We start from the raw sequence: 22,697 nt of genomic DNA, 5'->3' as shown, positions 1-22,697 counted from the left end.
TCGGGGCCGGGGGTGGGGTTGGATGGGAGGGGTGAACTCAGCTTATGGGGATCTTGAGCGGCCGCCGTTGCACGAGGGGGCGCTGCGGCGGGCGCTGGTCCGGGACGGCGGGCTGTGGCGGGAGATCCGGGTCGTGGACGAGACGGGCTCCACCAACGCCGACCTCGCGGTGCGGGCCCGGGAGGGCGCCCCGGAGGGGACCGTGCTGGTCACCGAGGTGCAGACGGCGGGCCGGGGCCGGCTGGGGCGGACGTGGACGGCGCCGCCGCGGTCCGGGCTGATGTTCTCGATGCTGCTGCGGCCCGCCGTGCCGGTGCCGGTCCTCGGGTGGGCGTCGCTGCTGACGGGGGTCGCCGTCGCCACGGCCATCAGGAGAATGACCGCCTGGTCGCAGCAGGGGGAGCGGTTCCTCGGCGCGAGGGACGACGTGACCGTGGACGCCCGGCTGAAGTGGCCCAACGACGTGCTCGTCGGGGACCGCAAGCTCGCCGGGATCCTCGCCGAGAAGGTCGACGGCGGCCTGGTGATCGGTGTCGGCCTCAATGTGGGGCTGCGGGAGGACGAGCTGCCGGTGCCGACCGCGACGTCCCTGGCCATCGAGGGCGCGCCGCTGAGCGACCGGGCGCCGCTGCTGCGCGCGATCCTGCGCGAGTTCGCCACCTGGTACCGGGAGTGGACGGCGCTGGAGGGTGATCCGGAGCGCAGCGGCCTGCGTACCGCCTACCGGGACCTGTGCGCGACGCTCGGGCGCGAGGTCCGGGTGGAGCTGCCCGGCGGCGAGCGGCTGACCGGGACGGCGCGGGACGTGGACGGGACGGGGCGGCTGGTGGTCGCGGCGGCGGGCGGGGAGCGCGCGGTCAGCGCGGGCGATGTCGTGCACGTCCGGTGAACGGGGAACGGCGATCCGCGGTCCGGACGTTGATCCGATTGCTGATCTGCGACGATATGTCCTGGTACCGAGGTGGGACGCCGCCGCCCCGGCCCGGGGCGGCGGCGGACTGAGGGGCGGAGAATGGCGGCCGGATTGCCGGATCCGAAGGAGATCGAAGAGCTCCTGCTCGGAGGCGAGCTGCGGTACAACCGCGTCGACGCCGTCCGGCTGTCCGGGGTGTCCCGGGAGTTCGCCGGCCGGATATGGCGGGCGTTCGGCTACCCGTCGATGCCGGACGAGGCGATCGCCTACACCGAGGGCGACATCGCGGCCCTGGACCGGCTCCGCCGGCTGGTGGACGACGGGATCCTGGACGAGGACGGCGTGATCCGGCTCGTCCGCGCGTTCGGGCAGACGATGACCCGGCTCGCGGAGTGGCAGGTGAACCTGCTGCGCAGCATGCTGACCCCGGACCCGCACGACACGCCGTCCGCCGAGGCGGTCGACACGGTCGTGGAGATCGCGGAGAAGCACATCGGCGAGTTCGAGCCGCTGGTGGTGCACGCCTGGCGGCGCCAGCTCGCCGCCGCCGGGACGCGGGCGCTGGCCGGGGCGGCGACGCGGGAGAACGGCGACCCGGCGGGCCGGCCGATGACCACGGTCGGTTTCGCGGACATGGTGTCGTTCACGCAGGTCAGCCGGGAGCTGGAGGAGATCGAGCTGGCCCGGGTGGTGGAGTGGTTCGAGGAGACCGCCGCCGACATCATCGCCTCCTGCGGCGGCCGGCTGGTGAAGACGCTCGGCGACGAGGTGCTGTTCAGCGCGGAGACTCCGCAGGTCGGCGCGGAGATAGCGCTGACGGTGGCGGCGGCGATCCAGGACGAGACGGAGGTCCCGGACGTGCGGGTCGGCGTCGCGTACGGGCCCGTCCTGCCGCTGATGGGCGACGTGTTCGGCACGACGGTGAACCTCGCGGCCCGGCTCACCTCGCTCGCCCGTCCGGGGGCCGTCGTCATCGACAGTGAGCTGGCGGCGCAGCTTGAGGGGGAACCGGCCTACCAGGTGACGCGGATCGTGCGGCGCCCGGTCCGCGGCCTCGGCATCGTCCAGCCGTACGTGCTGCGCCGCAAGACCGGGCGGGAGCCGGAGCCGGAGACGCCGTAGGGCTCAGACGGGGCTGGGGCCGTCCTCGCCGGGCGAGCCGGTGAGGCGCTGCAGGTAGTTCTGCTCGCCGAGGGCCTCGACGAGGCCGAGTTCGGTCTCCAGGTAGTCGATGTGCTCTTCCTCGTCGGCGAGGATGTCCTCGAAGATCCGGGCGGAGGTGATGTCGCCGCGCGAGCGCATCAGTTCGATGCCGGGACGCAGCCGGGCGACGGCCTCCAACTCGACCTCCAGGTCGGCCTTGAGCTGCTCGAAGACGGTCTGCCCGATCCGCAGCGTGCCGAGCTTCTGGTAGTTCGGCAGGGCCTCCAGGAACAGGATCCGGTCGGTGAGCCGCTCGGCGTGCCGCATCTCGTCGAAGGACTCGTCGCGGGTGTGCTTGGCGATACGGGTGAAGCCCCAGTTCTCCTGCATCTTGGAGTGCAGGAAGTACTGGTTGATCGCCGTGAGCTCCGCGGTGAGCTGGTCGTTCAGCAGCGCGATGATGTCCTTGTCGCCTTCCATGCCCTCCATGCTTCCACGGCGGCCGGTTCAGGGCGTCGATAACCCGGATACGGCGCGTGTCCGCGTGGCGGGGGCGCTCAGGCGGCGGTCGGCGGCGCGGTCCCCTCGGCGGCGACGGGCCCGGTCGGCTCGGACGCGGCGGACGGGACGGGCTCGGGGACGGCCGTCAGCGCGAGCGGGCCGCCGGTCAGGGCGTCCGCCAGTTCGTTCGCCGTCCGGTACTCGCTGACCATGGTGTGGATGCGTTTGGTGCACATGCCGCAGCCGGGCTTGAAGCCGCACGCGGACTTGACGGCCTTGGCGGTCGTGCAGCCGCTCGCCATGCAGCCGTGTACGTCATCTTCGGTGATGGCGTTGCAGATGCAGACGTACATGCCGGTAGGGGACCTTCCGTGCGGCTCATACGGGCTCGACGCGCCTCACCCCGGGACGCTTAGGGCGCCCTCATTAAGGTTAGGCTCCCCTAATGTAGTTCACGAATGTCCGTTCTGGCCAGTGGGGTCCCGATCGGTGTGAGCCACCCCTCACGGGGAAGGGCTTCCCGCGTGCGCCGCCGGGTCCCGCGCCGCGGGGCCCGGCGCGGCATGGACGGGAGGCGGGACAGTGGCACAGGTTTGGCCGGGCGACCCCTACCCCCTCGGGGCCCGGTTCGACGGTGCGGGGACGAACTTCGCCGTCTTCTCCGAGGCGGCCGAACGGGTGGAGCTGTGCCTGTTCGACGGGCCGGCGGGCGACGGCGAGGAGACGCGGTTCCCGCTCCCGGAGGTGGACGCGTTCGTCTGGCACGGCTATCTGCCGGGCGTCATGCCGGGCCGCCGGTACGGGTACCGGGTGCACGGGCCGTACGAGCCGCGGAGCGGGCGGCGCTGCAACCCGGCGAAACTGCTCCTCGACCCGTACGCGCAGGCCGTCGAGGGGGCGGTCGACCGGGACGAGTCCTGCTTCGGCTACCGCTTCGGCGACCCGTGGTCGCGGGGCGACGCCGACTCCGCGGCCCACACGATGCGGTCGGTGGTCGTCAGCCCGTACTTCGACTGGGGGGACGACCGCCCGCCGCGCATCCCGTACCACGAGACGGTGATCTACGAGGCGCACGTCAAGGGCCTCACCGCCCGGCATCCCGGCGTCCCGCGGGCGCTGCGCGGCACGTACGCGGGCCTCGCCCACCCGGTGATCATCGATCATCTGCGGTCGATCGGGGTGACGGCGGTGGAGCTGATGCCCGTCCACCAGTTCGTCCACGACGACGCGCTGACGAGCCGCGGCCTGCGCAACTACTGGGGCTACAACACCATCGGCTTCTTCGCGCCGCACAACGAGTACTCGTCGTCGGGGCAGCGGGGCGAGCAGGTGCTGGAGTTCAAGGCGATGGTGAAGGCGCTGCACGAGGCGGGCATGGAGGTGATCCTGGACGTCGTCTACAACCACACCGCCGAGGGCAACCATCTCGGGCCGACGCTGTCGTTCCGGGGCATCGACAACGCCTCGTACTACCGGCTCGTCGACGGAGACCCCGGCTACTACATGGACACGACGGGCACCGGGAACAGCCTGCTGATGCGCAGCCCGCACGTCCTGCAACTGATCATGGATTCGCTGCGGTACTGGGTGACCGAGATGCACGTGGACGGGTTCCGGTTCGACCTCGCGGCGACGCTGGCCCGCGAACTGCACGAGGTGGACCGGCTGGCGGCGTTCTTCGACCTCGTCCAGCAGGACCCGGTGGTCTCGCAGGTGAAGCTGATCGCCGAGCCGTGGGACATCGGGGAGGGCGGCTACCAGGTCGGGAACTTCCCGCCGCTGTGGACGGAGTGGAACGGCCAGTACCGCGACACCATGCGCGACTACTGGCGCGGGCAGCCGGGCGTGATGCCCGGCTTCGCGTCCCGGCTGACGGGCTCGTCCGACCTGTACGCCGATGACGGGCGCCGCCCCATCGCCTCGATCAACTTCGTGACATGCCATGACGGGTTCACGCTGAACGACCTCGTCTCCTACGACGGCAAGCACAACGAGGCGAACGGGGAGGGCAACAGGGACGGCACCGACGACAACCGGTCGTGGAACTGCGGCCATGAGGGCCCGACAGACGACCTGGGCATCGTCGCACTCCGCGAACGCCAGAAACGCAATTTCCTGACCACGCTGTTCCTGTCGCAGGGCGTCCCGATGCTGCTGCACGGCGACGAGATAGGCCGAACCCAGGGCGGCAACAACAACGCCTACTGCCAGGACAGCGAGCTCTCCTGGGTCGACTGGACGGGCCTGCGCGACGACACCTTTTTCGACGAACGCGGCCCGCTGCTCGACTTCGTCCGGCGGCTGTCGAAGCTGCGGACCGAGCATCCGGTGTTCCGGCGCCGGCGGTTCTTCGTCGGTGGCCAGGGGACGAAGCCCGCCCACCAGGCCGCCCGCGGCATGGAGCAGGCCGAAGCGGAGGCCGAGGAACTGCCCGACCTGGTCTGGTTCACCCCGGACGGCAGGGAGATGGCCGAGGAGGACTGGTCGGCGGGCTTCAACAAGTCGCTGAACGTGTTCCTGAACGGCGACGCGATCGGGGAGCCCGACCGGCGCGGGCGGCAGGTCCGGGACGCCTCGTTCCTGCTCCTGTTCAACGCGCACGACGGGGACCTGGTGTTCACGCTTCCGCCCGCCGTGTACGGGCAGCTGTGGGGCAAGGTGCTCGACACCGCCGACCCGCTGCTCGCCGAGGAGGAGTCGCCGGTCGTGAAGGCCCGCGAGAGCGTCCCGGTCCACGCCCGGTCGATCCAGGTCCTGCGCCGGGTCTGAGGACGATGCCCGCCATGCACCCGACGACGTGACCACGCCATGCACGACGACATGCACGCCGAACCCGTTCCCGAGGACCCGCTCCCCGCCGACCCCCCAGAGGAAACCGTGTCCGAAGACCACAGCGCCGAGACCGCCGTACCCGCCGAGGACGCTCTCGCCGCACCGCCGTCCGGTACCTACCGCCTCCAGCTCCGCGGCACGCCCGAGGGGCGCTTCGGATTCGCCGAGGCCGCCGCGCTCGCTCCCTACCTGGCGTCCCTCGGCGTGTCCCATGTCTACCTGTCGCCGGTGTTACAGGCCGCGCCAGGGTCCGCGCACGGCTACGACGTCGTCGACCACTCCCGGCTCTCGGAGGAGCTGGGCGGGCCGGAGGCGTTCGGCGCCATGGCGACCCGGTTCCGCGCGCACGGCCTGCGGGTGCTGGTCGACGCCGTCCCGAACCACATGGCGATCCCGGAGCCGCACGAGCTGAACCTGCCGCTCGCGGAGGTCCTCGCGGACGGTCCGCGCTCGCCCTTCGCGAAGTGGTTCGACATCGACTGGGACGCGGGCGGCGGACGGGTCGTCCTGCCCGGTGAGGGGGAGCCCAACTACCGGCGGTTCTTCGACATCTCCGGGCTGATCGGGCTGCGGCAGGAGGACCCGGAGGTCTTCCGGCGCACGCACGGGCTGCTGCTGGGCCTGGTCGAGCAGGGCCTCGTGGACGGCCTGCGCATCGACCATCCGGACGGGCTCGCCGACCCGCGCGGTTACCTGCGCCGGCTGGCGGAGGCGGCGCCGGACCGCTGGCTGCTCGTCGAGAAGATCACCGAGGGGGAGGAGCGGCTGCCGCCGGACTGGCCGTGCGCGGGCACCACCGGCTACGACTCGCTCGGCATGGTCGGCGGGCTGTTCCTCGACCCGGCGGGGGAGAAGCCGCTCACCGACTACTACGTGTCGCTGACGGGCAATCCGGCCGAGTTCGAAGAGGTCGAGCGTGAGGCCCGCCGGTATGCCGCCACACACGGGCTGAAGCCGGAGATCGACTGGCTCTTGCGCGTCCTCCGGCGGGTTGTGGGCGAACACCGGCCCGGCTTGGAGCGAGCCTTGTTCGAGTTGCTCGTCGCCATGCCCGTCTACCGCGCCTATGTCGTGCCGGGTGAGGACGCACCGCAGCAGGCCGTGGACGTCCTGAACGAGGCCGCTCGACGGGCTCGCGCCCATCTGCCCGAGCACCTGCATGACGACGTGGAGGCCGTCGTAGACCTGGCATTGGGACGTGGTGAGCGCACCGACGCCGAGTTCATCGTCCGGTTCCAGCAGACGTCGGCGCCGCTCGCGGCGAAAGGCGTGGAGGACACGGCTTTCTACCGGTGGAACCGCATGGCCGCGCTGAACGAGGTGGGCGGCGCCCCAGGGCGGTTCTCCGTCAGCCCAGAGGACTTCCACGCGCACTGCATCAGGCTCGCGCGCGATTGGCCGTTGACGATGACAACGCTGTCCACGCACGACACCAAGCGGGAGGAGGACGTACGGGCCTGGCTGTCCGTGCTGGCCGAACTCCCGGGCGAGTGGGTGGAAGCGGTCGAACGCTGGCGGACATGGGGTCCGAGCCCCTCACCGCTGGAGCCCGACCTCGAATACCTCCTCTGGCAGACGCTCGTCGGCGCGTGGCCGATCACCCAGGGACGTCTGGAGGAGTTCCTCACCAAGGCGATGCGTGAGGCCAAGACCCGCACGTCCTGGATCGAGCGGGACGCCGGCTACGAGGAGGCCGTTCTCGCCCATGTGCGGGACACGCTGGCCGACGCCGACCTCGTCACCGACATGACGTCGTTCGTTGCGAAGCTGGCCCCCTACGCGCGCGTGAACACGCTGGGGCAGAAGCTCGTCCAGTTGGCGATGCCGGGAGTCCCGGACGTCTACCAGGGCTGCGAGCTGACCGGCCTGTCGCTCGTCGACCCCGACAACCGGCGGCCGGTCGACTACGGGCGGCGCCGCGAGCATCTCGCCCGGCTCGACACCGGCCGCAGGCCGAGGGAGGTCGACGACGAGAAACTGCTGGTCACCTCGCGGACGCTGCGGCTGCGCCGGGCGCATCCGCAGTGGTTCGGGCCGGGCTCGCGGCACGAGCCGGTCGCCGCGCGCGGGCCCGCCGCCGAGCACCTGATCGGGTTCGCGCGGGGCGACGCGGTCGCGCTCGCCACCCGGCTGCCCGTGGGCCTGGAGCGCCGCGGCGGCTGGGACGGCACGCGGGTGGACGTCCGCCACCAGGGCTGGCGGGACGTCCTGACCGGCTGCACGCACATGGGCCCGATCCTGGACGCGGACCGCGTCTTCGCGCATCTGCCCGTCGCGCTGCTCGTTCCCAGGGAGATCGACAGGTGAGCACCCGTTTCACGGTGTGGGCCCCGGCCGCCGGGCGCGTTGAGGTCGTGACCGGCGGCACGCGGCATCCCATGGAGGCGAAGGACTCCGGCTGGTGGGAGGCGGACGTCGCCGACGCCGGCCATGGGACGGACTACGGCTTCGCCTTGGACGGTGCGGACGAGGTACTACCCGACCCGCGTTCGCCTTGGCAGCCCAACGGCGTCCACGGTCAGAGCCGTGTCTACGACCACGAACGGTTCGCCTGGACGGACCAGCACTGGCACGGCCGTCCGCTCCCCGGCAGCGTCCTTTACGAGATGCACGTTGGCACGTTCACCCTCGAAGGGACGTTCGACGCGGCCATCGAACGTCTCGACCATTTGGTGGCGCTCGGGATAGACGCCGTGGAACTGCTGCCCGTCGCGTCCTTCCCCGGTCACCACGGATGGGGTTACGACGGTGTGCACCTCTGGGCGCCCCATGAGCCATACGGCGGTCCCGATGGATTGAAACGGTTCGTGGACACCGCTCACGCTCGCGGCCTGGCGGTCATCCTGGACGTCGTCCACAACCACCTCGGCCCGGACGGGAATCGTCTCGGGAGCTTTGGCCCGTACTTCACCGACGCCCATGCCACACCCTGGGGCGACGCGGTGAATTTCGACCAGGAGGGCTCGGACGAGGTCCGCGCGTTCGTCGTGCAGAACGCGCTGATGTGGCTGCGCGACTACCACTTCGACGGGCTGCGCCTTGACGCCGTCCACGCCATCACCGACCAGGGCGCCGTGCACATCCTCGAAGAAATGAGCCGTGCCGTGGCCGCGGAGTCCGCCCACCTGGGGCGGGAACTCTTCCTCATCGCCGAGTCCGATCTGAACGACCCGCGCCTGGTGACGTCCAGAGAGGCGGGCGGGTACGGGCTGGACGCGCAGTGGAGCGACGACTTCCACCACGCTCTGCACGCGGCCCTCACGGGTGAGCGCCAGGGCTACTACTGCGACTTCGGCTCTTTGGAAACGCTCAAGAAGGCCCTTACCAAGGTCTTCGTCCACGACGGGACGATGTCGACCTACCGGGGGCGGCGTCATGGGCGCCCGGTGAACGTCGGGGAAACACCCGCACACCGTTTCCTCGGCTTTCTGCAGAACCACGACCAAGTCGGCAACCGTGCAGCGGGCGACCGCATCGGCCCCCTTTTGCCGTCCCCAGGGCTGCTCAAAGTGGGCGCGGCACTGCTTTTGCTCGCACCGTTCACGCCGATGTTGTTCATGGGCGAGGAATGGGGCGCCTCCACCCCGTGGTGCTACTTCACCGACCATCGTGACCCTGAACTGGCCCGTGCCGTCAGCGAGGGGCGCCGGCGGGAGTTCGCGCGGCACGGCTGGGTGGACGGGGTTCCCGATCCACAGGCTGTGGAAACCTTCCGGCGTTCGGTCCTCGACTGGGCCGAGCCGGACGACCCGCACCATGCCGACCTGCTGGAATGGCATCGTTCGCTGATCGCGCTGCGCCGCGCCGCGCCCGAGCTGAACGACCCCCGGCTGACCGCGGCGAGGGTCGAGACGGACGAGAACGGGGCGCGCTGGCTGATGATGTGGCGCGGCGGCGTGTGCGTGGCGGCGAACTTCGGCGGCGTCCCCCTCGTCCTGCCGGCCGCGCCGCCGGGCGGCCGTCCCCGGCTGCTGCTCGCATCCGACCCGGCAATCCACCTTGATGCGGACGAAACCGTCGATTCCGGACCCACCTCGGTGGCGCTGCCCGGCGCGTCCGCCGCGATTTTTTCGCTGACTTCTGGACACGCGTGATGCGGCCTAGATCCGGGTTCTAACGGATATGTCGTGTTCGCAAATGTACTATGAGTGGCAAACCGCAGGTCAAGAGCGCGGCGGCAGCCGGGCAAGGGTCAAGATTGGTCATACGATCGGTTCATGACCTCAGTACTGCTCGCCGAGGACGACACGTCCATCTCCGAGCCTCTCGCCCGCGCGCTGCGTCGCGAGGGGTACACCGTCGAAGTCAGCCCGGACGGCCCGCAGGCGCTGGAGCGGGCGCTCGGCGGCGGCGTGGACCTGATCGTCCTTGATCTCGGCCTTCCGGAACTGGACGGCCTGGAGGTGGCCCGCCGGGTACGGGCCGAGGGGCATGGCGTGCCCATCCTGATCCTCACCGCCCGTGCCGACGAGGTCGACACCGTCGTCGGGCTGGACGCGGGCGCCGACGACTACGTGACCAAGCCGTTCCGGCTGGCCGAGCTGCTCGCGCGGGTGCGGGCGCTGCTGCGCCGGGGCAGCACCGAGACCCCGATCGTCCAGGGAGTGCGGATCGACGCCGAGTCGCGCCGTGCCTGGATGGGAGAACAGGAGCTCCAGCTCACCACGAAGGAGTTCGACCTGCTGCGCGTCCTCGTCCGCGACGCGGGCAAGGTCGTGACCCGCGAACAGATCATGCGCGAGGTGTGGGACACCAACTGGTGGGGTTCCACCAAGACGCTCGACATGCACATTTCCTGGCTGCGCCGCAAGCTCGGCGACGACGCCGGCAGCCCCCGCTACATCACCACGGTGCGGGGCGTCGGCTTCCGGTTCGAGCGCGGCGACTAGCACCGCCCGCCGCCGGCCGTGCGGGACGACCGGGGCCTTCCCGAGAGGCCCCCGGACGCCGCATGCCGTACGGTCCGCGGCCCCACCCTCAAAGGAGCCCTGATGAGGCGCCGACTCCTCCTGTCGACGCTCGCGGTGGCGGTGGTCGCGATCCTCCTGCTCGGCATACCCCTCGCCTACGCCGCCCACAAACTCGTCTACGAGGAGGCCGGCCGGTCGCTCGACCGGGAGGCGTCCTCCATCGCCGGCGGCGTCGGGTACGGCCTGGCCGCGCACCGGCCCTTCAACAGCGCGCTCATCGCGCGCGAATATCCCGGCCGCCACATCTCCATCACCATGCCGGACGGCCGCACGGTGACCGCCGGGCCGCCGCGCCGCGGCCGCGTCCTCAGCGCCACCGCGACCCAGGGCGCGATCCGCGTGCGGGTGTCGCGCCCGGAGCCGGAGATCCGCGACACCGCGCTGCGGCTGATCCTGCTGATCGGCAGCCTGGCGCTGCTCGGCGTCGCCGTCACCGTCGGCCTCGCGATGGTGCAGGCACGCAAGCTCCTGCTGCCGCTCCGGGAACTCGCCGAGACCGCCGACCGGCTCGGCAGCGGCAACGCCCGGCCGCGTCCCCGCCGCTACGGCATCCCGGAGATCGACCAGGTCGCCGAGGTCCTGGACCGCAGCGCCGTCCGCATCACCGACCTGGTGGTCGCCGGCCGCCAGTTCGCCACCGACGCCAGCCACCAGCTCCGCACACCGCTGACCGCGCTGTCCATGCGGCTGGAGGAGATGATCGAGGCGGCCGAGTATCCGGACGTCGTCCGGGAGGAGGGCGCCGCCGCCGTCGCGCAGACCGAACGCCTGGTCGCCGTCGTCGAGCAGCTGCTCGCCCGCGCCCGGCACGACCCGACGGGCGGCGCCGTCCCGTCCCCGATCGACCAGATCATCACCCAGCAGGTCAAGGAGTGGCGGCCCAGCTTCCGCAAGGCCGGGCGGGACGTGCGGATCATCGGCGAGCAGGGGCTCGTCGGCCTGACGAACCCCGAGAGCCTCTCCCAGATCGTCGCGACGCTGCTGGAGAACTCGCTGGCGCACGGCGCCGGCACCGTCACCATCCACACCAAGCCGGGCGCGGGCTCGGTGGTGGTCGAGGTAGGCGACGAGGGCGCCGGGATCCCGTCCGAGCTGGAGCCCCGCATCTTCGACCGCAGTGTCAGCGGCGGACACGGCACCGGCCTCGGCCTCTACCTCGCGCGTTCCCTGGCCGTGGTGGACGGTGGCCGCCTGGAACTCATCCAGTCCCGGCCCGCCGTCTTCGGCATCTTCCTGCGCCAGGCCGCAGATGCCCGCCTGGCCGAAGAACGAGTGGTCATGGGCCCAGCATGAGCCCGCCGCGGACGCGCGCCCCCGCGGCGACCCGGGGGCGTTCAGATCTCGGCGTAGTCCCCGGCGGCGTGCGAGTCGAGGGGGTGGCCCAGGCCGGATGCCGGGCCGGGGTGGAGGGTCGCCCGGCGGATGCCCGGCCCCTCCGGGATGGGGCCGGACGGGGCCTCCGGCAGGCCGGAGGCCGGGTCGACGCTCGGGGCGTCCGCCGGGAGGAACACCCACTTCTTGTACGACCAGAAGCGGAACAGCGTCGCCACGGCGGTGCCGATGACCAGCGCGATGTTGTAGAAGACCGCGCCGTCCAGCCTGAGAACGTAGTGGGAGAAGCCGATGAACAGCTCGGTGATCACCAGTCCGATGCCGTTCAGCGCGAAGAACAGCACGTACTCGCGGCCGAGGCCGGTGCGGTCGCGGTGCCGGAACGTCCAGTAGCGGTTCGCCAGGTAGGAGAACGTCGTGGCGATGATCGTCGCGACGCCGTTGGAGGTCAGCGGACCCACGTCCAGCCCCGTGTGCAGGCCGTTGCCGATCACGACAGTGATGACGAACGCGATCGCGCCCACACTGCCGAACTTGGCGATCTCCTGCACGAGGTGCGCGAACCGCCGATGAAGATTGGCGACCAGGCTCACGAAGGGGAACCGTCCTTCCGGGCTTCGTCTGCACGCCACGGCCGACGGCGCGGCGGGTGATGCGGGGCACCACGAGAATAGACGCCCGTTGCCGCGGGGACGTCGGAACATGAACGTTTCCTGCTCTCCGGACGTTCCCTGCCCGCCCGCGAGATCCTCACACACCTATGACGCCGGCGGCGGCGGATTCGTTCGGGTCCGGCGGCCGATAACCTTCTGATGTGACAGCTCAGCGCCCTCCGAGAGGGGATGCCGCCCTGGACCCGGCACGCCGCGGCGAGATGCCCGTGGTGGGAATGGCGGGCGGCGGCCAGCTCGCCCGGATGACCCAGCAGGCCGCGATCGCGCTCGGCGTGTCGCTGCGCGTCCTCGCCGGGGCGTCGGACGAGTCGGCGGCCAAGGCCGTGTCGGACGTGCGGGTGGGCGACGACCGGTCCCTCGACGATCTCCTGTCGTTCGCCAAGGGCTGCGACGTGGTGACGTTCGACCACGAGCACGTCCCGGGCCCGCACATCCAGGAGCTGGAGGGCACGGGCGTCCCGTGCCGTCCGGGTTCGGCCGCCCTGGCGCACGCCCAGAACAAGCTGGTCATGCGGGAGCGGCTCAGCGCCCTCGGCGTCCCGTGCCCCGCGTACGCGCACGTGCCGTCGTCCGATCCCGGGGCCTTCCTGGCGGCGTTCGCCGAGGAGCACGGCCGGCCGCTGGTGCTCAAGGCCACCCGCGGCGGCTACGACGGCAAGGGCGTCTGGATCGTCGACGAGCCGTCGTCCGGCCTGGTGGAGCGGCTGCAGGCGGAGGGCGTCGACCTGATGGTCGAGCAGCACGTCCCGTTCCGGCGGGAGCTGGCCGCGCTCGTCGCGCGCTCCCCGTACGGGCAGGGCGCCGCGTACCCGGTCGTGGAGACCGTCCAGGAGGACGGGATCTGCACCGAGGTGATCTCGCCCGCGCCCGGCCTGCCGGAGGACCTGGCCGCCGAGGCGCAGAGCCTCGCCCTCCGCATCGCGGAGGAGCTGGGCGTCCTCGGCCTCCTCGCCGTCGAACTGTTCGAGACCGGCACCGGGCTCCTGGTGAACGAGCTGGCCATGCGCCCGCACAACTCCGGGCACTGGACGATCGAGGGCGCCCGGACGTCGCAGTTCGAGCAGCATCTGCGCGCCGTCCTCGACCTGCCCCTCGGCTCCACCGAACCCACGGCCCCGTACACGGTCATGGCCAACGTGCTCGGCGGGGACGACCCGGACGTCTACTCCCGCTACATCCACGTGATGGCGCACGACCCGGCCGTCAAGGTGCACATGTACGGCAAGGAGTCGCGTCCCGGCCGCAAGATCGGCCATGTGACCGCGCTCGGCGCCGACCTCGCCGAGGTCCGCGAACGCGCCCGGCACGCCGCCGACTACCTGCGGTGGGGGCCTGCTGGAGGCACCGAATGAGCGGAGTGAACCGGGCGGCGTGGGGGTCGACCCCCAAAGGAGGCACGAATGAGTGAGCCGGTCGTCGGCGTGGTGATGGGCAGCGACTCCGACTGGCCCGTCATGGAGGGCGCCGCGCAGGCGCTCGCCGAGTTCGGCGTCCCCTACGAGGCCGACGTCGTGTCCGCGCACCGGATGCCGCACGACATGATCGCCTACGGGGAGGACGCGGCGGCCCGCGGCCTCCGGGTGATCATCGCGGGCGCGGGCGGGGCCGCGCACCTGCCGGGCATGCTGGCCTCGGTGACTCCGCTGCCGGTGATCGGCGTCCCCGTCCCGCTGAAGTATCTGGACGGCATGGACTCGCTGCTCTCGATCGTCCAGATGCCCGCCGGCGTGCCGGTCGCGACGGTCGCGGTCGGCGCGGCCCGCAACGCCGGACTGCTGGCGGTCCGCATCCTGGCCGCTTCCGACGAGGGGCTGCGGGCCAAGATGACGGTCTTCCAGAAGGACCTCTACGGCCAGGCCAAGGCGAAGGGCGCGCGGCTCCGCGAGAAGCTCTAGCCGCGCGGGGCCCGGCGGCGCAGGGCCCATTCGACGGCGGGGCAGCGGTTCATGACGACGTCGAGCCCGGCGTCCTTCGCGCGCCGGGCCGCCGCCTCGTCGATCACCTGGAGCGGCAGCCACACCGCCTTCGCACCGGCCGCGATCGCCTCGTCCACCGCCTGCCCGGCGTGCTCGGCGCGCCGGTACACGCCCACGACGTCCACCTCGCCGGGGACGTCGGCGAGCGACGCGTACCCCCGCTCGCCGAGCACCTCCCGCGCCGCCGGGTGGACGGGGATGATCCGCTTCCCGCGCTGCTGCATCAGCCGGGCCTGGTTGTGGACCTCGCGTTCGGGGTTGTCGCCGAGCCCGACGAACGCCCACGTCCCGGACTCGTTCAGCAGCCGCCGGATCACGTCCTGGTCGGCGAATTCGTCAGCCATGTCCACGACAACAGCTTTTGTGATCCTTTGCTTCCCCGCGGGGTCAGGGACGTCCGAGGGCCCGGTAGTTCCAGCCGGCCGCGCGCCACCGCTCGGGGTCGAGGGCGTTGCGCCCGTCCACGATGTTGCGCTCGGCGACGGCCTCCGCGAGTTCGGACGGGTCCATGGCCCGGAACTCCGCCCACTCGGTCAGCAGCAGGACGACATGCGCGCCCCGGGCCGCGGACAGGGTCGACTCGCCGTACTCCAGCGTCGGCTGGGCGCGGCGCGCGTTCCGCATGGCCTGCGGGTCGTACACCGTCACCTTGGCGCCCTGGGCCCTTATGGACGCGGCCACGTCCAGCGCGGGGGAGTCGCGGACGTCGTCGGAGTTCGGCTTGAAGGCCGCGCCGAGGACGCCGACCGTCCGCCCGGCGAACGAGCCGCCGAGCAGCTGCCGGGCGAGGTCCACCATCCGGATGCGCCGCCGGATGTTGATCTCGTCGACCTCGCGCAGGAAGGTGAGCGCCTGGTCGGCGCCGAGCTCGCCGGCCCGCGCCATGAACGCCCGGATGTCCTTGGGCAGGCAGCCGCCGCCGAAACCGAGCCCGGGGCCGAGGAACTTGCCGCCGATGCGGTCGTCGTAGGACAGCGCCTCGGAGAGCTTCGTCACATCGGCGTGCGCGGCCTCGCAGACCTCCGCCATGGCGTTGATGAAAGAGATCTTGGTCGCGAGGAACGCGTTGGCCGACACCTTCACGAGCTCCGCCGTCGGGAAATCGGCGGTGATGAAGGGCGTCCCCTCCGCGATCATCGTCCGGTAGATCTCCCGGAGCACCTTCTCCGCGTGCTCGGCCGCGCCCTGCTCACCGGGCAGCCCGGCCACGATCCGGTCGGGGTGCAGGGTGTCCTGGACGGCGAACCCCTCGCGCAGGAACTCGGGGTTCCACGCGAGCACGGCGTCGCCGCCCACCGGCGAGATCCTGGCGAGCGTCTCGGCCAGCAGGCCGGCCGTCCCCACCGGCACGGTGGACTTCCCCACGATCAGGCAGGGCCGGTGCAGCAGCGGCCCCAGCGACGCGATCGCGTCGTTCACGTAACTCAGGTCGGCGGCGTACTCCCCGGACTTCTGCGGCGTCCCCACGCACAGGAAGTGGACGTCGCCGAACTCCGCGGCCTCCTTGTAGGACGTGGTGAACCGCAGCCGTCCCGTCTCCAGCCCCCGGCGCAGCACGGGCTCCAGCCCCGGCTCGTAGAACGGCAGGTCACCGGCGGAGAGCCGGGCGATCCGCTCCGCGTCCACGTCGAGCCCGAGCACCTCGAACCCCAGGTCGGCCATGCAGGCCGCGTGGGTGGCGCCGAGGTACCCGGTTCCGATGACCGTCAGCCGGTAGGTCAAGGCGTGCTCCCTTCGATTCGCCGTCGCCGGCGTGCGGCCTCGTTGGACACGTGCCCGTTGCAGGCGGGGACCTGGGCCGTCCGCCAAGCCCTACTGGCGGGTAGCATTTGCGGTATGAGTTCTGATTTTCCCACGTATGCGCCGTCTGAGGAGCATGAGCTGCTGCGGCGTACGGTGCGTGAGCTGGCCGAGGCCAAGATCGCTCCTTTCGCGGCGGAGGTGGATGAGGAGTCCCGGTTCCCGCAGGAGGCGCTGGAGAGCCTGGTCGCCAATGACCTGCATGCGGTGCACGTGCCCGAATCGTACGGGGGTGCGGGGGCGGACGCGCTGGCCACGGTGATCGTGATCGAGGAGGTGGCCCGGGTGTGCGGGTCGTCCTCGCTGATCCCGGCGGTGAACAAGCTGGGCACGGTGCCGGTGCTGCTGGCCGGGTCGGCGGAGCTCAAGGACGCCTATCTGCCGCCGGTGGCGCGGGGGGAGGCGATGTTCTCCTATGCGTTGTCGGAGGCCGATGCGGGGTCGGACGCGGCGGGGATGAAGACCCGTGCGGTGCGTGACGGGGATGCCTGGGTGCTCAACGGCGCCAAGATGTGGATCACCAATGCGGGGGTGTCGCAGTACTACACGGTGATGGCGGTGACCGATCCGGCGGCGGGGGCGCGGGGGATCTCGGCGTTCGTGGTGGAGATGTCGGATCCGGGGGTGTCGTTTGGGGCCAAGGAGCGCAAGCTGGGCATCAAGGGGTCTCCGACCCGGCAGGTGATCTTCGATGACACCCGGATCCCGGCCGATCGGATCATCGGCGCCGAGGGCGGCGGGTTCAAGACCGCGCTGGCCACGCTGGACCATACGCGCATCACGATCGCCGCGCAGGCGCTGGGGATCGCGCAGGGGGCGCTGGACTTCGCGCTGGGGTATGTGAGGCAGCGCCGGCAGTTCGGTAGGCCGGTCGCCGATTTTCAGGGGGTGCAGTTCATGCTGGCCGACATGGCGATGCGGTTGGAGGGGGCGCGGCAGTTGACCTATCACGCCGCGGTCAAGTCCGAGCGGGCGATGCGGGGGGAGAGGGTCGCGGATCTGACGTTGGTGTCGTCGGCGTGCAAGGCGCTGGCCTCGGATGTGGCGATGGACGTCACCACCGACGCGGTTCAGCTTCTGGGGGGTTATGGGTATACGCGGGAGTTCCCGGTGGAGCGGATGATGCGCGACGCCAAGATCACCCAGATCTACGAGGGCACCAACCAGATCCAGCGCATGGTCATCGCCCGCCAACTCCTCAAGTAGTGAGGGGAGGGCCGGGGGACTCCCCTCAGAGCGGCCGGTGGGTTCTGTGGGCCCATCTCGCGGGGTCGGACTCCAGCGCGGCGCGGTCCCAGCGGCCCGGACCGGCCGCGGCCTCGTAGGTGCTCTGCAGGAATTCGAGCAGGTCGCCGTCGGGGTCCGGTGCCGTGCGCACCGCCTCGTAGGGCAGGAGGAACTGTCCGTTCTCACGGCTGTAGAAGGCGGCGGACGGACCCACCCGCTGGCCGGCGAATCCGTCGGGTTCGGGATAGGCGTAGGCGTAGAAGGCGCCCTCCTCGCCTCCACCAGGCCAGAATCCGCAGCTGCTGAGCTCCTGCGAATACGCCTCGACCATCACCCAGTCACCGCAGTTCGGCGCGCCGCCCGGATGCTCGGGCGCGTCCCGTCCGGAGAACCGGGTGCAGGCCAGATCCATGGAGCCCCAGAAGAAATGCACGGGACTGACCTTGCCGGCGAAGCGTGACCGGAACTCGCCCAGCACCCGCGATGCCTGCAGGAGCTGCCGCCAGAAAAGGTGCGCCGCCCCGGCGTCGTAGGCGGCGTGCCGGTCGTCCTCCGCGAACGGGATCGCGGGTTCGACCTCGTTCGGATGTCCCTGGATGCGCGTGCTGACGCCGAGCTCGTCCAGGAGGCCCATCGTCCGGGCGTGGAACTCCGCCACCGGCATGGGCTGGAGCCCGAACCCCCGCACGCCGCCGTCGCTGGTGCGCATCCGCAGCCGATGGTCGACGAAGTCGAACTCGATGTCGAACGCGCCCGTGCCGTAAGGGACGGTGGACGTCGTCAGCCCGCGCGGACTGACATACAGCGTCACCTGCCACCAGTGGTTCACCAGCGGCGCGTGCGCCAGCCGGATCTTCCCGACGATCTGCGTCCACATGTGCAGCGTGTCGCGGGTCTCCTGCCAGTCGGCGACCCGCAGCCGCGGCCATGCCTGTCGTTCCACCGCCATCCCCCTCAGCCGGAACCTTCCTGGGCATGCCCGTGATCCGCCTCGGCAACGCCGACCCGGAGAAAAGACTGCGGCACTTCTGCGCCGCTCCTCCAACGAGGCCGTCACCCGCCGACGCGCTCCCGGTGCCCGGGGCGCGGTCGAGCGGGCGGACCACGCCATCGCCGCCCCATGAGCGCGGCCCGGCCGCATTGACCACCGGTCGAGGAGGTCGTTGACCGGTTCCGGCAACGCGGCGATCCAGGGACGGCCGCAGGCATCCTCGTCATGGGACGCGATCAGCGCCTCGGGAGCATCAATAAGAATCCCAAGACCCCATCCGGCCGCCGATTCGGCGTTCGGTGCGGATCTCTCCAGCCTCCGGCAGCCGCACACCGGGAGCCACTGAACTGCGAGGATGCCGGGCAATGGGCCTTGGTCTTGGTTATGACCGCGCAGTGAACTCCAAATTTGACAACCGTTACAGAGCGCATCGCAAAAATTACTGGATTGGTCTTGCGTCCTGTCGCCCGATCGGTGAATATCGTGAACCAATGGTGAAGGGAACCCCGCCGCAGAGATTCGGCCTTCACCCCGCATAATTGCGGACAGGGAGAAGAGGAAACAGGGTGTCCGATCTCAGGATTCACCCGGCGCGGCTCGCCGCGACATCAGTTCCCGTGAAGATCTTCATGATCACTACCGTGCCCAGAGTTCCATGGCGACGCCGCCACCGAATTCCGGGCCGACGTCCGTGAGGGCCGTGGTCGCCGAGAGCCGCAATTACGGGGAAGTCAAGAACCCGGCCGGCAGCGCCGGAAACGCGCACTGGTAGATCATCTGCTGGCGCGGACAGATCTCCGCCGACAGATGGGCACGGACGCAAAGGGAGCGTTTCAGGTGAGCGCGCAGCTCATCGGACGCATTCCAACGGGTGAGGTCCGGCCCGGTGCGGGATGGTCACGGGGGATGCGGCGGACCATCGGGCCGATGACGGCCCAGCGGATCACGGCCATCGGAGATGGCCCCGTCCACTGATCATCGGTCAGGTCCGGCGGATGGAAACGTTCACTCACCTCCAAGCCCTGCCCGCGCGCACGGGAAGCGGCCTCACGATCACCTCGAACGCGCTCTGCGAAAAGAGCGAGACGGATCTCATGCGCGCCGCCGATACAGAGGTGCGGCGCAAGAACAGGAAGGAACAAAATGCAGATCGTTCACCGAACCGCCTTCGCGGTCATCGCCGCGGCCGTGACCGCCGGGGCTTTCGCTCCGGCGGCAATGGCCGAGACCGCGCCCATCGCGTCGAATCAGCGCAGCGCGCCGATTCAGGCCAAGGGCTACGAGCCCGGCTCCGTCGTCTATCGCGGCCCCTGCAAGGGCTGGATGAACACGAAGAAGATCAAGGGGCGCTGGTACGCCCAGGGGCTCGTCTACTCGTCCAGCGCCGCATGCTGGATGAAGCTGGAACGCAAGCACAACGGCGGAAGCTACGAGATGATATCAGACTATTACTACGTGCATGACGGCACCCAGGCCAACACCGGCTGGCACTACGACCACCGCGGTTACAAGGCGCGAGTCTGCATCCAACTCTCTACAGATTCCTCCTGGCATTGCGGTAAGGGAATCTGATACGCGGGGAAAGCGTCCTGCGAAGCGGTAGCGGCGGAAGCCCTCCATTCCGGATACGGCGGAGAGGGCTTCCGCCGCCCCGGCGGCCGTGCCTCGTGGTGCGATCGCCCCAGCGGCGGCACGCCTACCAAGACCGAGATGCTGTGCGAGTCATCCGGTCGCACATCGTTGGTCGCAAGAGTCAGGGCGTTCGTCTACGAGGAGGGTTTGCAGGGCGCGGCCGAACTCGCCCGACTGGTCCGCCAGGGTCGCCTGGCACAGGGCGCTGCCGCCGGGGCCGGCTTCCAGGGACGCGGCCATGCACAGCCATTCGCCGACCGGGTCGCGATGCAGGGCCACGGTCAGGTCGGTGTTGATGATCAGCCACTTGGACAGGTCGAGTTGGCTGCCCACCCCGGATGCGCTGTCGGCCAGGGTCAGGATCCGGGTGAGGGGCGTGTCGGTCTCGCCGGTGACCAGGGGGATGCGGGGGCGTGCCCATGTCGTGCCAGGGCCCGGCCGGTCGAAGCCGCCGTCGGTCATCCGCCACTCCATCGCGGCCAGGTAGCCGTCCACGTGGAGGTCGCCCCAAGCACCGAACGGTGGTGTCGACTCGGGGAGGGACGGCGGGGCGGGGGCGTGCACGACCGGTTCGAGGTGGGACGGGGCCATCATGATCCGCCAGGCGGAGGCGCGGACCACCGGGCGTCCCTCATGGGTGATCTCGCCTTCGAGCAGGGCGACCCTCCTGCCGGGGCGGATGATCCGGACGTTCACCTCCAGCGGGGCCACGGGGACCGGGCTCAGGATCTCGACCGTCACCCGTGCCACCCGGGTGCCGGGAACGGGGGCGTGCCGCTCGAAGGCCCGTCCGAGCAGGGCCGACACCGGGCCGCCGTGCTGCAGGTCCGGTGACCAGGGGCCGGCGGTGGCGGGTGTGCTGGTGAACCGGCCGTCCCCGCGCGGCTCGTAGAACGCCTCGGCGGGCGCGTCCCCGCTCATGCGGCCCCTCCCACGTCCATGACCGGAACTTTATTCCAGGGCGGGGCCGGTCAGGTGCAGAGCTTCGATGTCGCCGTGCCCGTCTCGATCGGGGGGGACGCGGGCGGCGACGTGCTCGGGGCCGACTTCACCTTCTTCACGCCGTCCCAGTTCGCGCCGACCATGACCTGCACACGTGACCCCAGCGACGACACCTTCTTCAGCTTGGCGCCCGGGATCGCGGCGGCGAGCGTCTTGGCGGCGTCCTCCTTGCCGGTCCCGTACCGGATCTGCGTGGTCTGCAGGCCGCGCCGCGCCACGCCCGGCACGACCGTCACCTTGAAGCCGAGGTCCCGCAGCTGGCCGCCCGCCTTCGTCGCGAGGCCGGGGGTGCCGATCGCGTTCAGGACGCGGACGGAGACGTCCTCCGGCGGCACCGCCGGCTCGTCCTCGGGCTTGTCCGTCGGGGTGGCGCTCGGCTTCGCGGTGGGCTGCGCCAGCGACTCGTCCCGCTGGAGCCTCCTGAACAGGTCGCGCGCCTTGTCCCGGTCCCACTGGACGGTCGACTGCGGGTTCGGCGCGTTCCACAGGACGACGTTGTAGTCCGGATTGGACAGCGGCACCTTCGAGAACGTGAGGTCGTCCGTCGACAGGTCCTTCATCTGGTCGGCGAGCTTCGGCAGGTTGTCGGCCAGCTTCTCGTCGACGCGCAGCGACTTCAGCGCCGCGTTCAGGAACTTCGTCGACTTCACCGGGTCACCGAGCGTCTTCGTCGACAGCGCCTGCTTCAGCATCGCCGCCATGAACTGCTGCTGCCGGTCGATGCGGCCGAGGTCGCTGCCGCCGGTCAGCGTGTAGCGGGCCCGGGCGAACGCGAGCGCCTTCAAGCCGTCCACGTGCGACTTGCCCGCCGGGAGCCTCAACCCGCTCTTGGGGTCGTTCACCGCCTGCTCGGTGCAGACGTCCACGCCGCCCAGCGCGTCCACCATGTGCACGAACCCGTAGAAGTTCACCTCGACGTAGTGGTCGATGGACATGCCCGTCACGCTCTTGATGGTGTTGACGGTGAGGTCGGGGCCGCCGAACTGGTACGCCCAGGTCAGCTTGCCCGCACGGGCCGGAACCCGCGCCCCCTTCGCGCCCTCCGACCCGTTCGACCTGTGCGCCGGGATCGTGACGTAGGAGTCGCGCGGCAGGCTCACCACCGACACGCTCTCGTGGTCGCGGGACACGTGCACCAGCAGCATCGTGTCCGAGCGCTCGCCGGCCTCGTGCCCCAGCCTCGCCGCCTTCTGCTGCGCCTTCGTCAGGCCCTCGCGCCGGTCGACGCCCGCGACCAGGATCGTCATCGCGCCCTTCGGGGCGTCCTTGCCCTTGCCGAGCCCGCCGACCGACACCTTGTCGATCATGCCGGTGACGTAGTTCTGGAACGCCCATGCGCCGCCCGAGGTCAGCAGCACGAACGCCGACATCGTCCCGGTCAGGGTCAGGAAGCGCTTCTGCCGGCGGGCGCTCATCGCGGCCCGCGGGCTGAGCGTCCGGCCGGGACGGCGCGGGCCGCGCGGGCTCTCCACCGCCACCCGCGGCGCGGGCACCCCGTCGATCGTCACGCCCTCGATGCCCGCGTCACCGTCGTCCGCCGCCGCGTGGGAGCCCGGACGCGGCCGGAAATAGCGCTCCAGCGGATCGGACTCCGGCGAGCGCCGGTCGCCGCGACCCGAGTCGTGCCCGTCTGCCATGCCGGCCGCCGCCTCCCGAAGATCACGTCCTGCCGCGAGTCCCCACCACTCTAAAGTGGGGGACACC

Annotated in this window: 19 protein-coding genes; 11 read left to right on the top strand and 8 right to left on the bottom strand. The window is 70.7% G+C overall.

All coding sequences use genetic code 11. The features are described from left to right. Nucleotides 1-22 precede the first annotated feature (22 nt). Both ACQP1N_RS29230 and ACQP1N_RS29225 read left to right on the top strand, forming a co-directional pair. A complete protein-coding gene (locus ACQP1N_RS29230; protein WP_433227685.1) occupies nt 23-889 on the top strand; it encodes a biotin--[acetyl-CoA-carboxylase] ligase in 867 nt (288 codons plus the stop codon). A 123-nt stretch (nt 890-1,012) separates the two neighbouring features. After that, nucleotides 1,013-2,035, top strand: a complete 1,023-nt coding sequence (locus tag ACQP1N_RS29225) for an adenylate/guanylate cyclase domain-containing protein (protein ID WP_067804741.1) — start codon at nt 1,013-1,015, stop codon at nt 2,033-2,035. 3 nt (nt 2,036-2,038) lie between these two features. Here ACQP1N_RS29225 and bfr read toward each other — a convergent pair whose 3' ends face one another. Both bfr and ACQP1N_RS29215 read right to left on the bottom strand, forming a co-directional pair. Beyond that, a complete protein-coding gene (bfr, locus tag ACQP1N_RS29220) occupies nt 2,039-2,536 on the bottom strand; it encodes a bacterioferritin (protein ID WP_067804738.1) in 498 nt (165 codons plus the stop codon). 77 nt (nt 2,537-2,613) lie between these two features. After that, nucleotides 2,614-2,910, bottom strand: a complete 297-nt coding sequence (locus ACQP1N_RS29215) for a (2Fe-2S)-binding protein (RefSeq protein WP_084263354.1) — start codon at nt 2,908-2,910, stop codon at nt 2,614-2,616. A 229-nt stretch (nt 2,911-3,139) separates the two neighbouring features. Between ACQP1N_RS29215 and glgX the strand changes: the two genes are divergently transcribed. The 5 genes from glgX (at nt 3,140) to ACQP1N_RS29190 (ending at nt 11,652) form a co-directional block, all read left to right on the top strand. After that, nucleotides 3,140-5,326, top strand: coding sequence for a glycogen debranching protein GlgX (gene glgX / locus ACQP1N_RS29210; RefSeq protein WP_433227684.1), 2,187 nt, complete (start codon nt 3,140-3,142; stop codon nt 5,324-5,326). Nucleotides 5,327-5,365: 39 nt separating this feature from the next. Beyond that, nucleotides 5,366-7,696 (top strand): malto-oligosyltrehalose synthase, encoded by a 2,331-nt coding sequence (gene treY / locus ACQP1N_RS29205; RefSeq protein ID WP_433227683.1) that lies wholly within the window; start codon nt 5,366-5,368, stop codon nt 7,694-7,696. After that, a complete protein-coding gene (gene treZ, locus ACQP1N_RS29200; RefSeq protein WP_433227682.1) occupies nt 7,693-9,483 on the top strand; it encodes a malto-oligosyltrehalose trehalohydrolase in 1,791 nt (596 codons plus the stop codon). Before treY ends, treZ begins: the two co-directional genes overlap by 4 nt. A 123-nt stretch (nt 9,484-9,606) precedes the next feature. Then, nucleotides 9,607-10,278, top strand: coding sequence for a response regulator transcription factor (locus ACQP1N_RS29195; protein WP_026402549.1), 672 nt, complete (start codon nt 9,607-9,609; stop codon nt 10,276-10,278). Nucleotides 10,279-10,380: 102 nt separating this feature from the next. Beyond that, nucleotides 10,381-11,652 carry an ATP-binding protein gene (locus tag ACQP1N_RS29190; protein ID WP_067804733.1) on the top strand — a complete coding sequence of 424 codons (1,272 nt, stop codon included), beginning with the start codon at nt 10,381-10,383 and terminating at the stop codon, nt 11,650-11,652. A gap of 41 nt (nt 11,653-11,693) precedes the next feature. Here the strand turns inward: ACQP1N_RS29190 and ACQP1N_RS29185 are convergent, their stop codons facing one another. Next, nucleotides 11,694-12,284, bottom strand: coding sequence for a GtrA family protein (locus ACQP1N_RS29185; protein ID WP_084263353.1), 591 nt, complete (start codon nt 12,282-12,284; stop codon nt 11,694-11,696). 296 nt (nt 12,285-12,580) lie between these two features. Here ACQP1N_RS29185 and ACQP1N_RS29180 point away from each other — a divergent pair, with 296 nt between their 5' ends. Both ACQP1N_RS29180 and purE read left to right on the top strand, forming a co-directional pair. Beyond that, the gene (locus ACQP1N_RS29180; protein WP_433232844.1) at nt 12,581-13,717 is read left to right on the top strand and encodes a 5-(carboxyamino)imidazole ribonucleotide synthase; all 1,137 of its coding nucleotides are present in this window, start codon (nt 12,581-12,583) and stop codon (nt 13,715-13,717) included. Nucleotides 13,718-13,765: 48 nt separating this feature from the next. Beyond that, nucleotides 13,766-14,260 carry a 5-(carboxyamino)imidazole ribonucleotide mutase gene (gene purE / locus ACQP1N_RS29175; RefSeq protein WP_067804729.1) on the top strand — a complete coding sequence of 165 codons (495 nt, stop codon included), beginning with the start codon at nt 13,766-13,768 and terminating at the stop codon, nt 14,258-14,260. Here the strand turns inward: purE and ACQP1N_RS29170 are convergent. Both ACQP1N_RS29170 and ACQP1N_RS29165 read right to left on the bottom strand, forming a co-directional pair. Then, nucleotides 14,257-14,685 (bottom strand): CoA-binding protein, encoded by a 429-nt coding sequence (locus tag ACQP1N_RS29170; protein ID WP_433227681.1) that lies wholly within the window; start codon nt 14,683-14,685, stop codon nt 14,257-14,259. The genes purE and ACQP1N_RS29170 overlap by 4 nt on opposite strands. Nucleotides 14,686-14,728: 43 nt before the next feature. After that, nucleotides 14,729-16,003 (bottom strand): UDP-glucose dehydrogenase family protein, encoded by a 1,275-nt coding sequence (locus ACQP1N_RS29165; RefSeq protein ID WP_067804760.1) that lies wholly within the window; start codon nt 16,001-16,003, stop codon nt 14,729-14,731. 174 nt (nt 16,004-16,177) lie between these two features. Here ACQP1N_RS29165 and ACQP1N_RS29160 point away from each other — a divergent pair, with 174 nt between their 5' ends. Beyond that, nucleotides 16,178-17,347, top strand: coding sequence for an acyl-CoA dehydrogenase family protein (locus ACQP1N_RS29160; protein WP_433232840.1), 1,170 nt, complete (start codon nt 16,178-16,180; stop codon nt 17,345-17,347). Between the two features lie 25 nt (nt 17,348-17,372). Here ACQP1N_RS29160 and ACQP1N_RS29155 read toward each other — a convergent pair whose 3' ends face one another. Continuing rightward, nucleotides 17,373-18,311 carry a DUF5996 family protein gene (locus tag ACQP1N_RS29155; protein ID WP_433227680.1) on the bottom strand — a complete coding sequence of 313 codons (939 nt, stop codon included), beginning with the start codon at nt 18,309-18,311 and terminating at the stop codon, nt 17,373-17,375. 1,191 nt (nt 18,312-19,502) lie between these two features. Here ACQP1N_RS29155 and ACQP1N_RS29150 point away from each other — a divergent pair. After that, nucleotides 19,503-19,931 carry a hypothetical protein gene (locus ACQP1N_RS29150; RefSeq protein WP_067807364.1) on the top strand — a complete coding sequence of 143 codons (429 nt, stop codon included), beginning with the start codon at nt 19,503-19,505 and terminating at the stop codon, nt 19,929-19,931. A 150-nt stretch (nt 19,932-20,081) separates the two neighbouring features. On the opposite strand, the gene ACQP1N_RS29145 is transcribed toward ACQP1N_RS29150, so the two are convergent. Next, nucleotides 20,082-20,912: a thioesterase family protein gene (locus ACQP1N_RS29145; RefSeq protein WP_067807359.1), complete on the bottom strand. Its 831-nt coding sequence runs from the start codon at nt 20,910-20,912 to the stop codon at nt 20,082-20,084. Between the two features lie 50 nt (nt 20,913-20,962). Beyond that, nucleotides 20,963-22,630 carry an LCP family protein gene (locus ACQP1N_RS29140; protein WP_067807356.1) on the bottom strand — a complete coding sequence of 556 codons (1,668 nt, stop codon included), beginning with the start codon at nt 22,628-22,630 and terminating at the stop codon, nt 20,963-20,965. Nucleotides 22,631-22,697 lie beyond the last annotated feature (67 nt).

The sequence above is a fragment of the Actinomadura formosensis genome (assembly GCF_050948385.1).
GTDB lineage: Bacteria > Actinomycetota > Actinomycetes > Streptosporangiales > Streptosporangiaceae > Spirillospora > Spirillospora formosensis.
This window is presented reverse-complemented; position numbering and strand designations above follow the sequence as displayed.

Coding starts and splice junctions, on each gene's coding strand:
- bfr (WP_067804738.1), bottom strand. CDS start 2,536: ATGGAAGGCGACAAGGACATCATCGCGCTGCTGAACGACCAGCTCACC.
- ACQP1N_RS29140 (WP_067807356.1), bottom strand. CDS start 22,630: ATGGCAGACGGGCACGACTCGGGTCGCGGCGACCGGCGCTCGCCGGAG.
- ACQP1N_RS29145 (WP_067807359.1), bottom strand. CDS start 20,912: ATGAGCGGGGACGCGCCCGCCGAGGCGTTCTACGAGCCGCGCGGGGAC.
- ACQP1N_RS29215 (WP_084263354.1), bottom strand. CDS start 2,910: ATGTACGTCTGCATCTGCAACGCCATCACCGAAGATGACGTACACGGC.
- purE (WP_067804729.1), top strand. CDS start 13,766: ATGAGTGAGCCGGTCGTCGGCGTGGTGATGGGCAGCGACTCCGACTGG.
- treY (WP_433227683.1), top strand. CDS start 5,366: ATGCACGACGACATGCACGCCGAACCCGTTCCCGAGGACCCGCTCCCC.
- ACQP1N_RS29170 (WP_433227681.1), bottom strand. CDS start 14,685: ATGGCTGACGAATTCGCCGACCAGGACGTGATCCGGCGGCTGCTGAAC.
- ACQP1N_RS29160 (WP_433232840.1), top strand. CDS start 16,178: ATGAGTTCTGATTTTCCCACGTATGCGCCGTCTGAGGAGCATGAGCTG.
- ACQP1N_RS29225 (WP_067804741.1), top strand. CDS start 1,013: ATGGCGGCCGGATTGCCGGATCCGAAGGAGATCGAAGAGCTCCTGCTC.
- ACQP1N_RS29165 (WP_067804760.1), bottom strand. CDS start 16,003: ATGGCCGACCTGGGGTTCGAGGTGCTCGGGCTCGACGTGGACGCGGAG.
- ACQP1N_RS29180 (WP_433232844.1), top strand. CDS start 12,581: ATGGCGGGCGGCGGCCAGCTCGCCCGGATGACCCAGCAGGCCGCGATC.
- ACQP1N_RS29190 (WP_067804733.1), top strand. CDS start 10,381: ATGAGGCGCCGACTCCTCCTGTCGACGCTCGCGGTGGCGGTGGTCGCG.
- ACQP1N_RS29230 (WP_433227685.1), top strand. CDS start 23: ATGGGAGGGGTGAACTCAGCTTATGGGGATCTTGAGCGGCCGCCGTTG.
- ACQP1N_RS29150 (WP_067807364.1), top strand. CDS start 19,503: ATGCAGATCGTTCACCGAACCGCCTTCGCGGTCATCGCCGCGGCCGTG.
- ACQP1N_RS29195 (WP_026402549.1), top strand. CDS start 9,607: ATGACCTCAGTACTGCTCGCCGAGGACGACACGTCCATCTCCGAGCCT.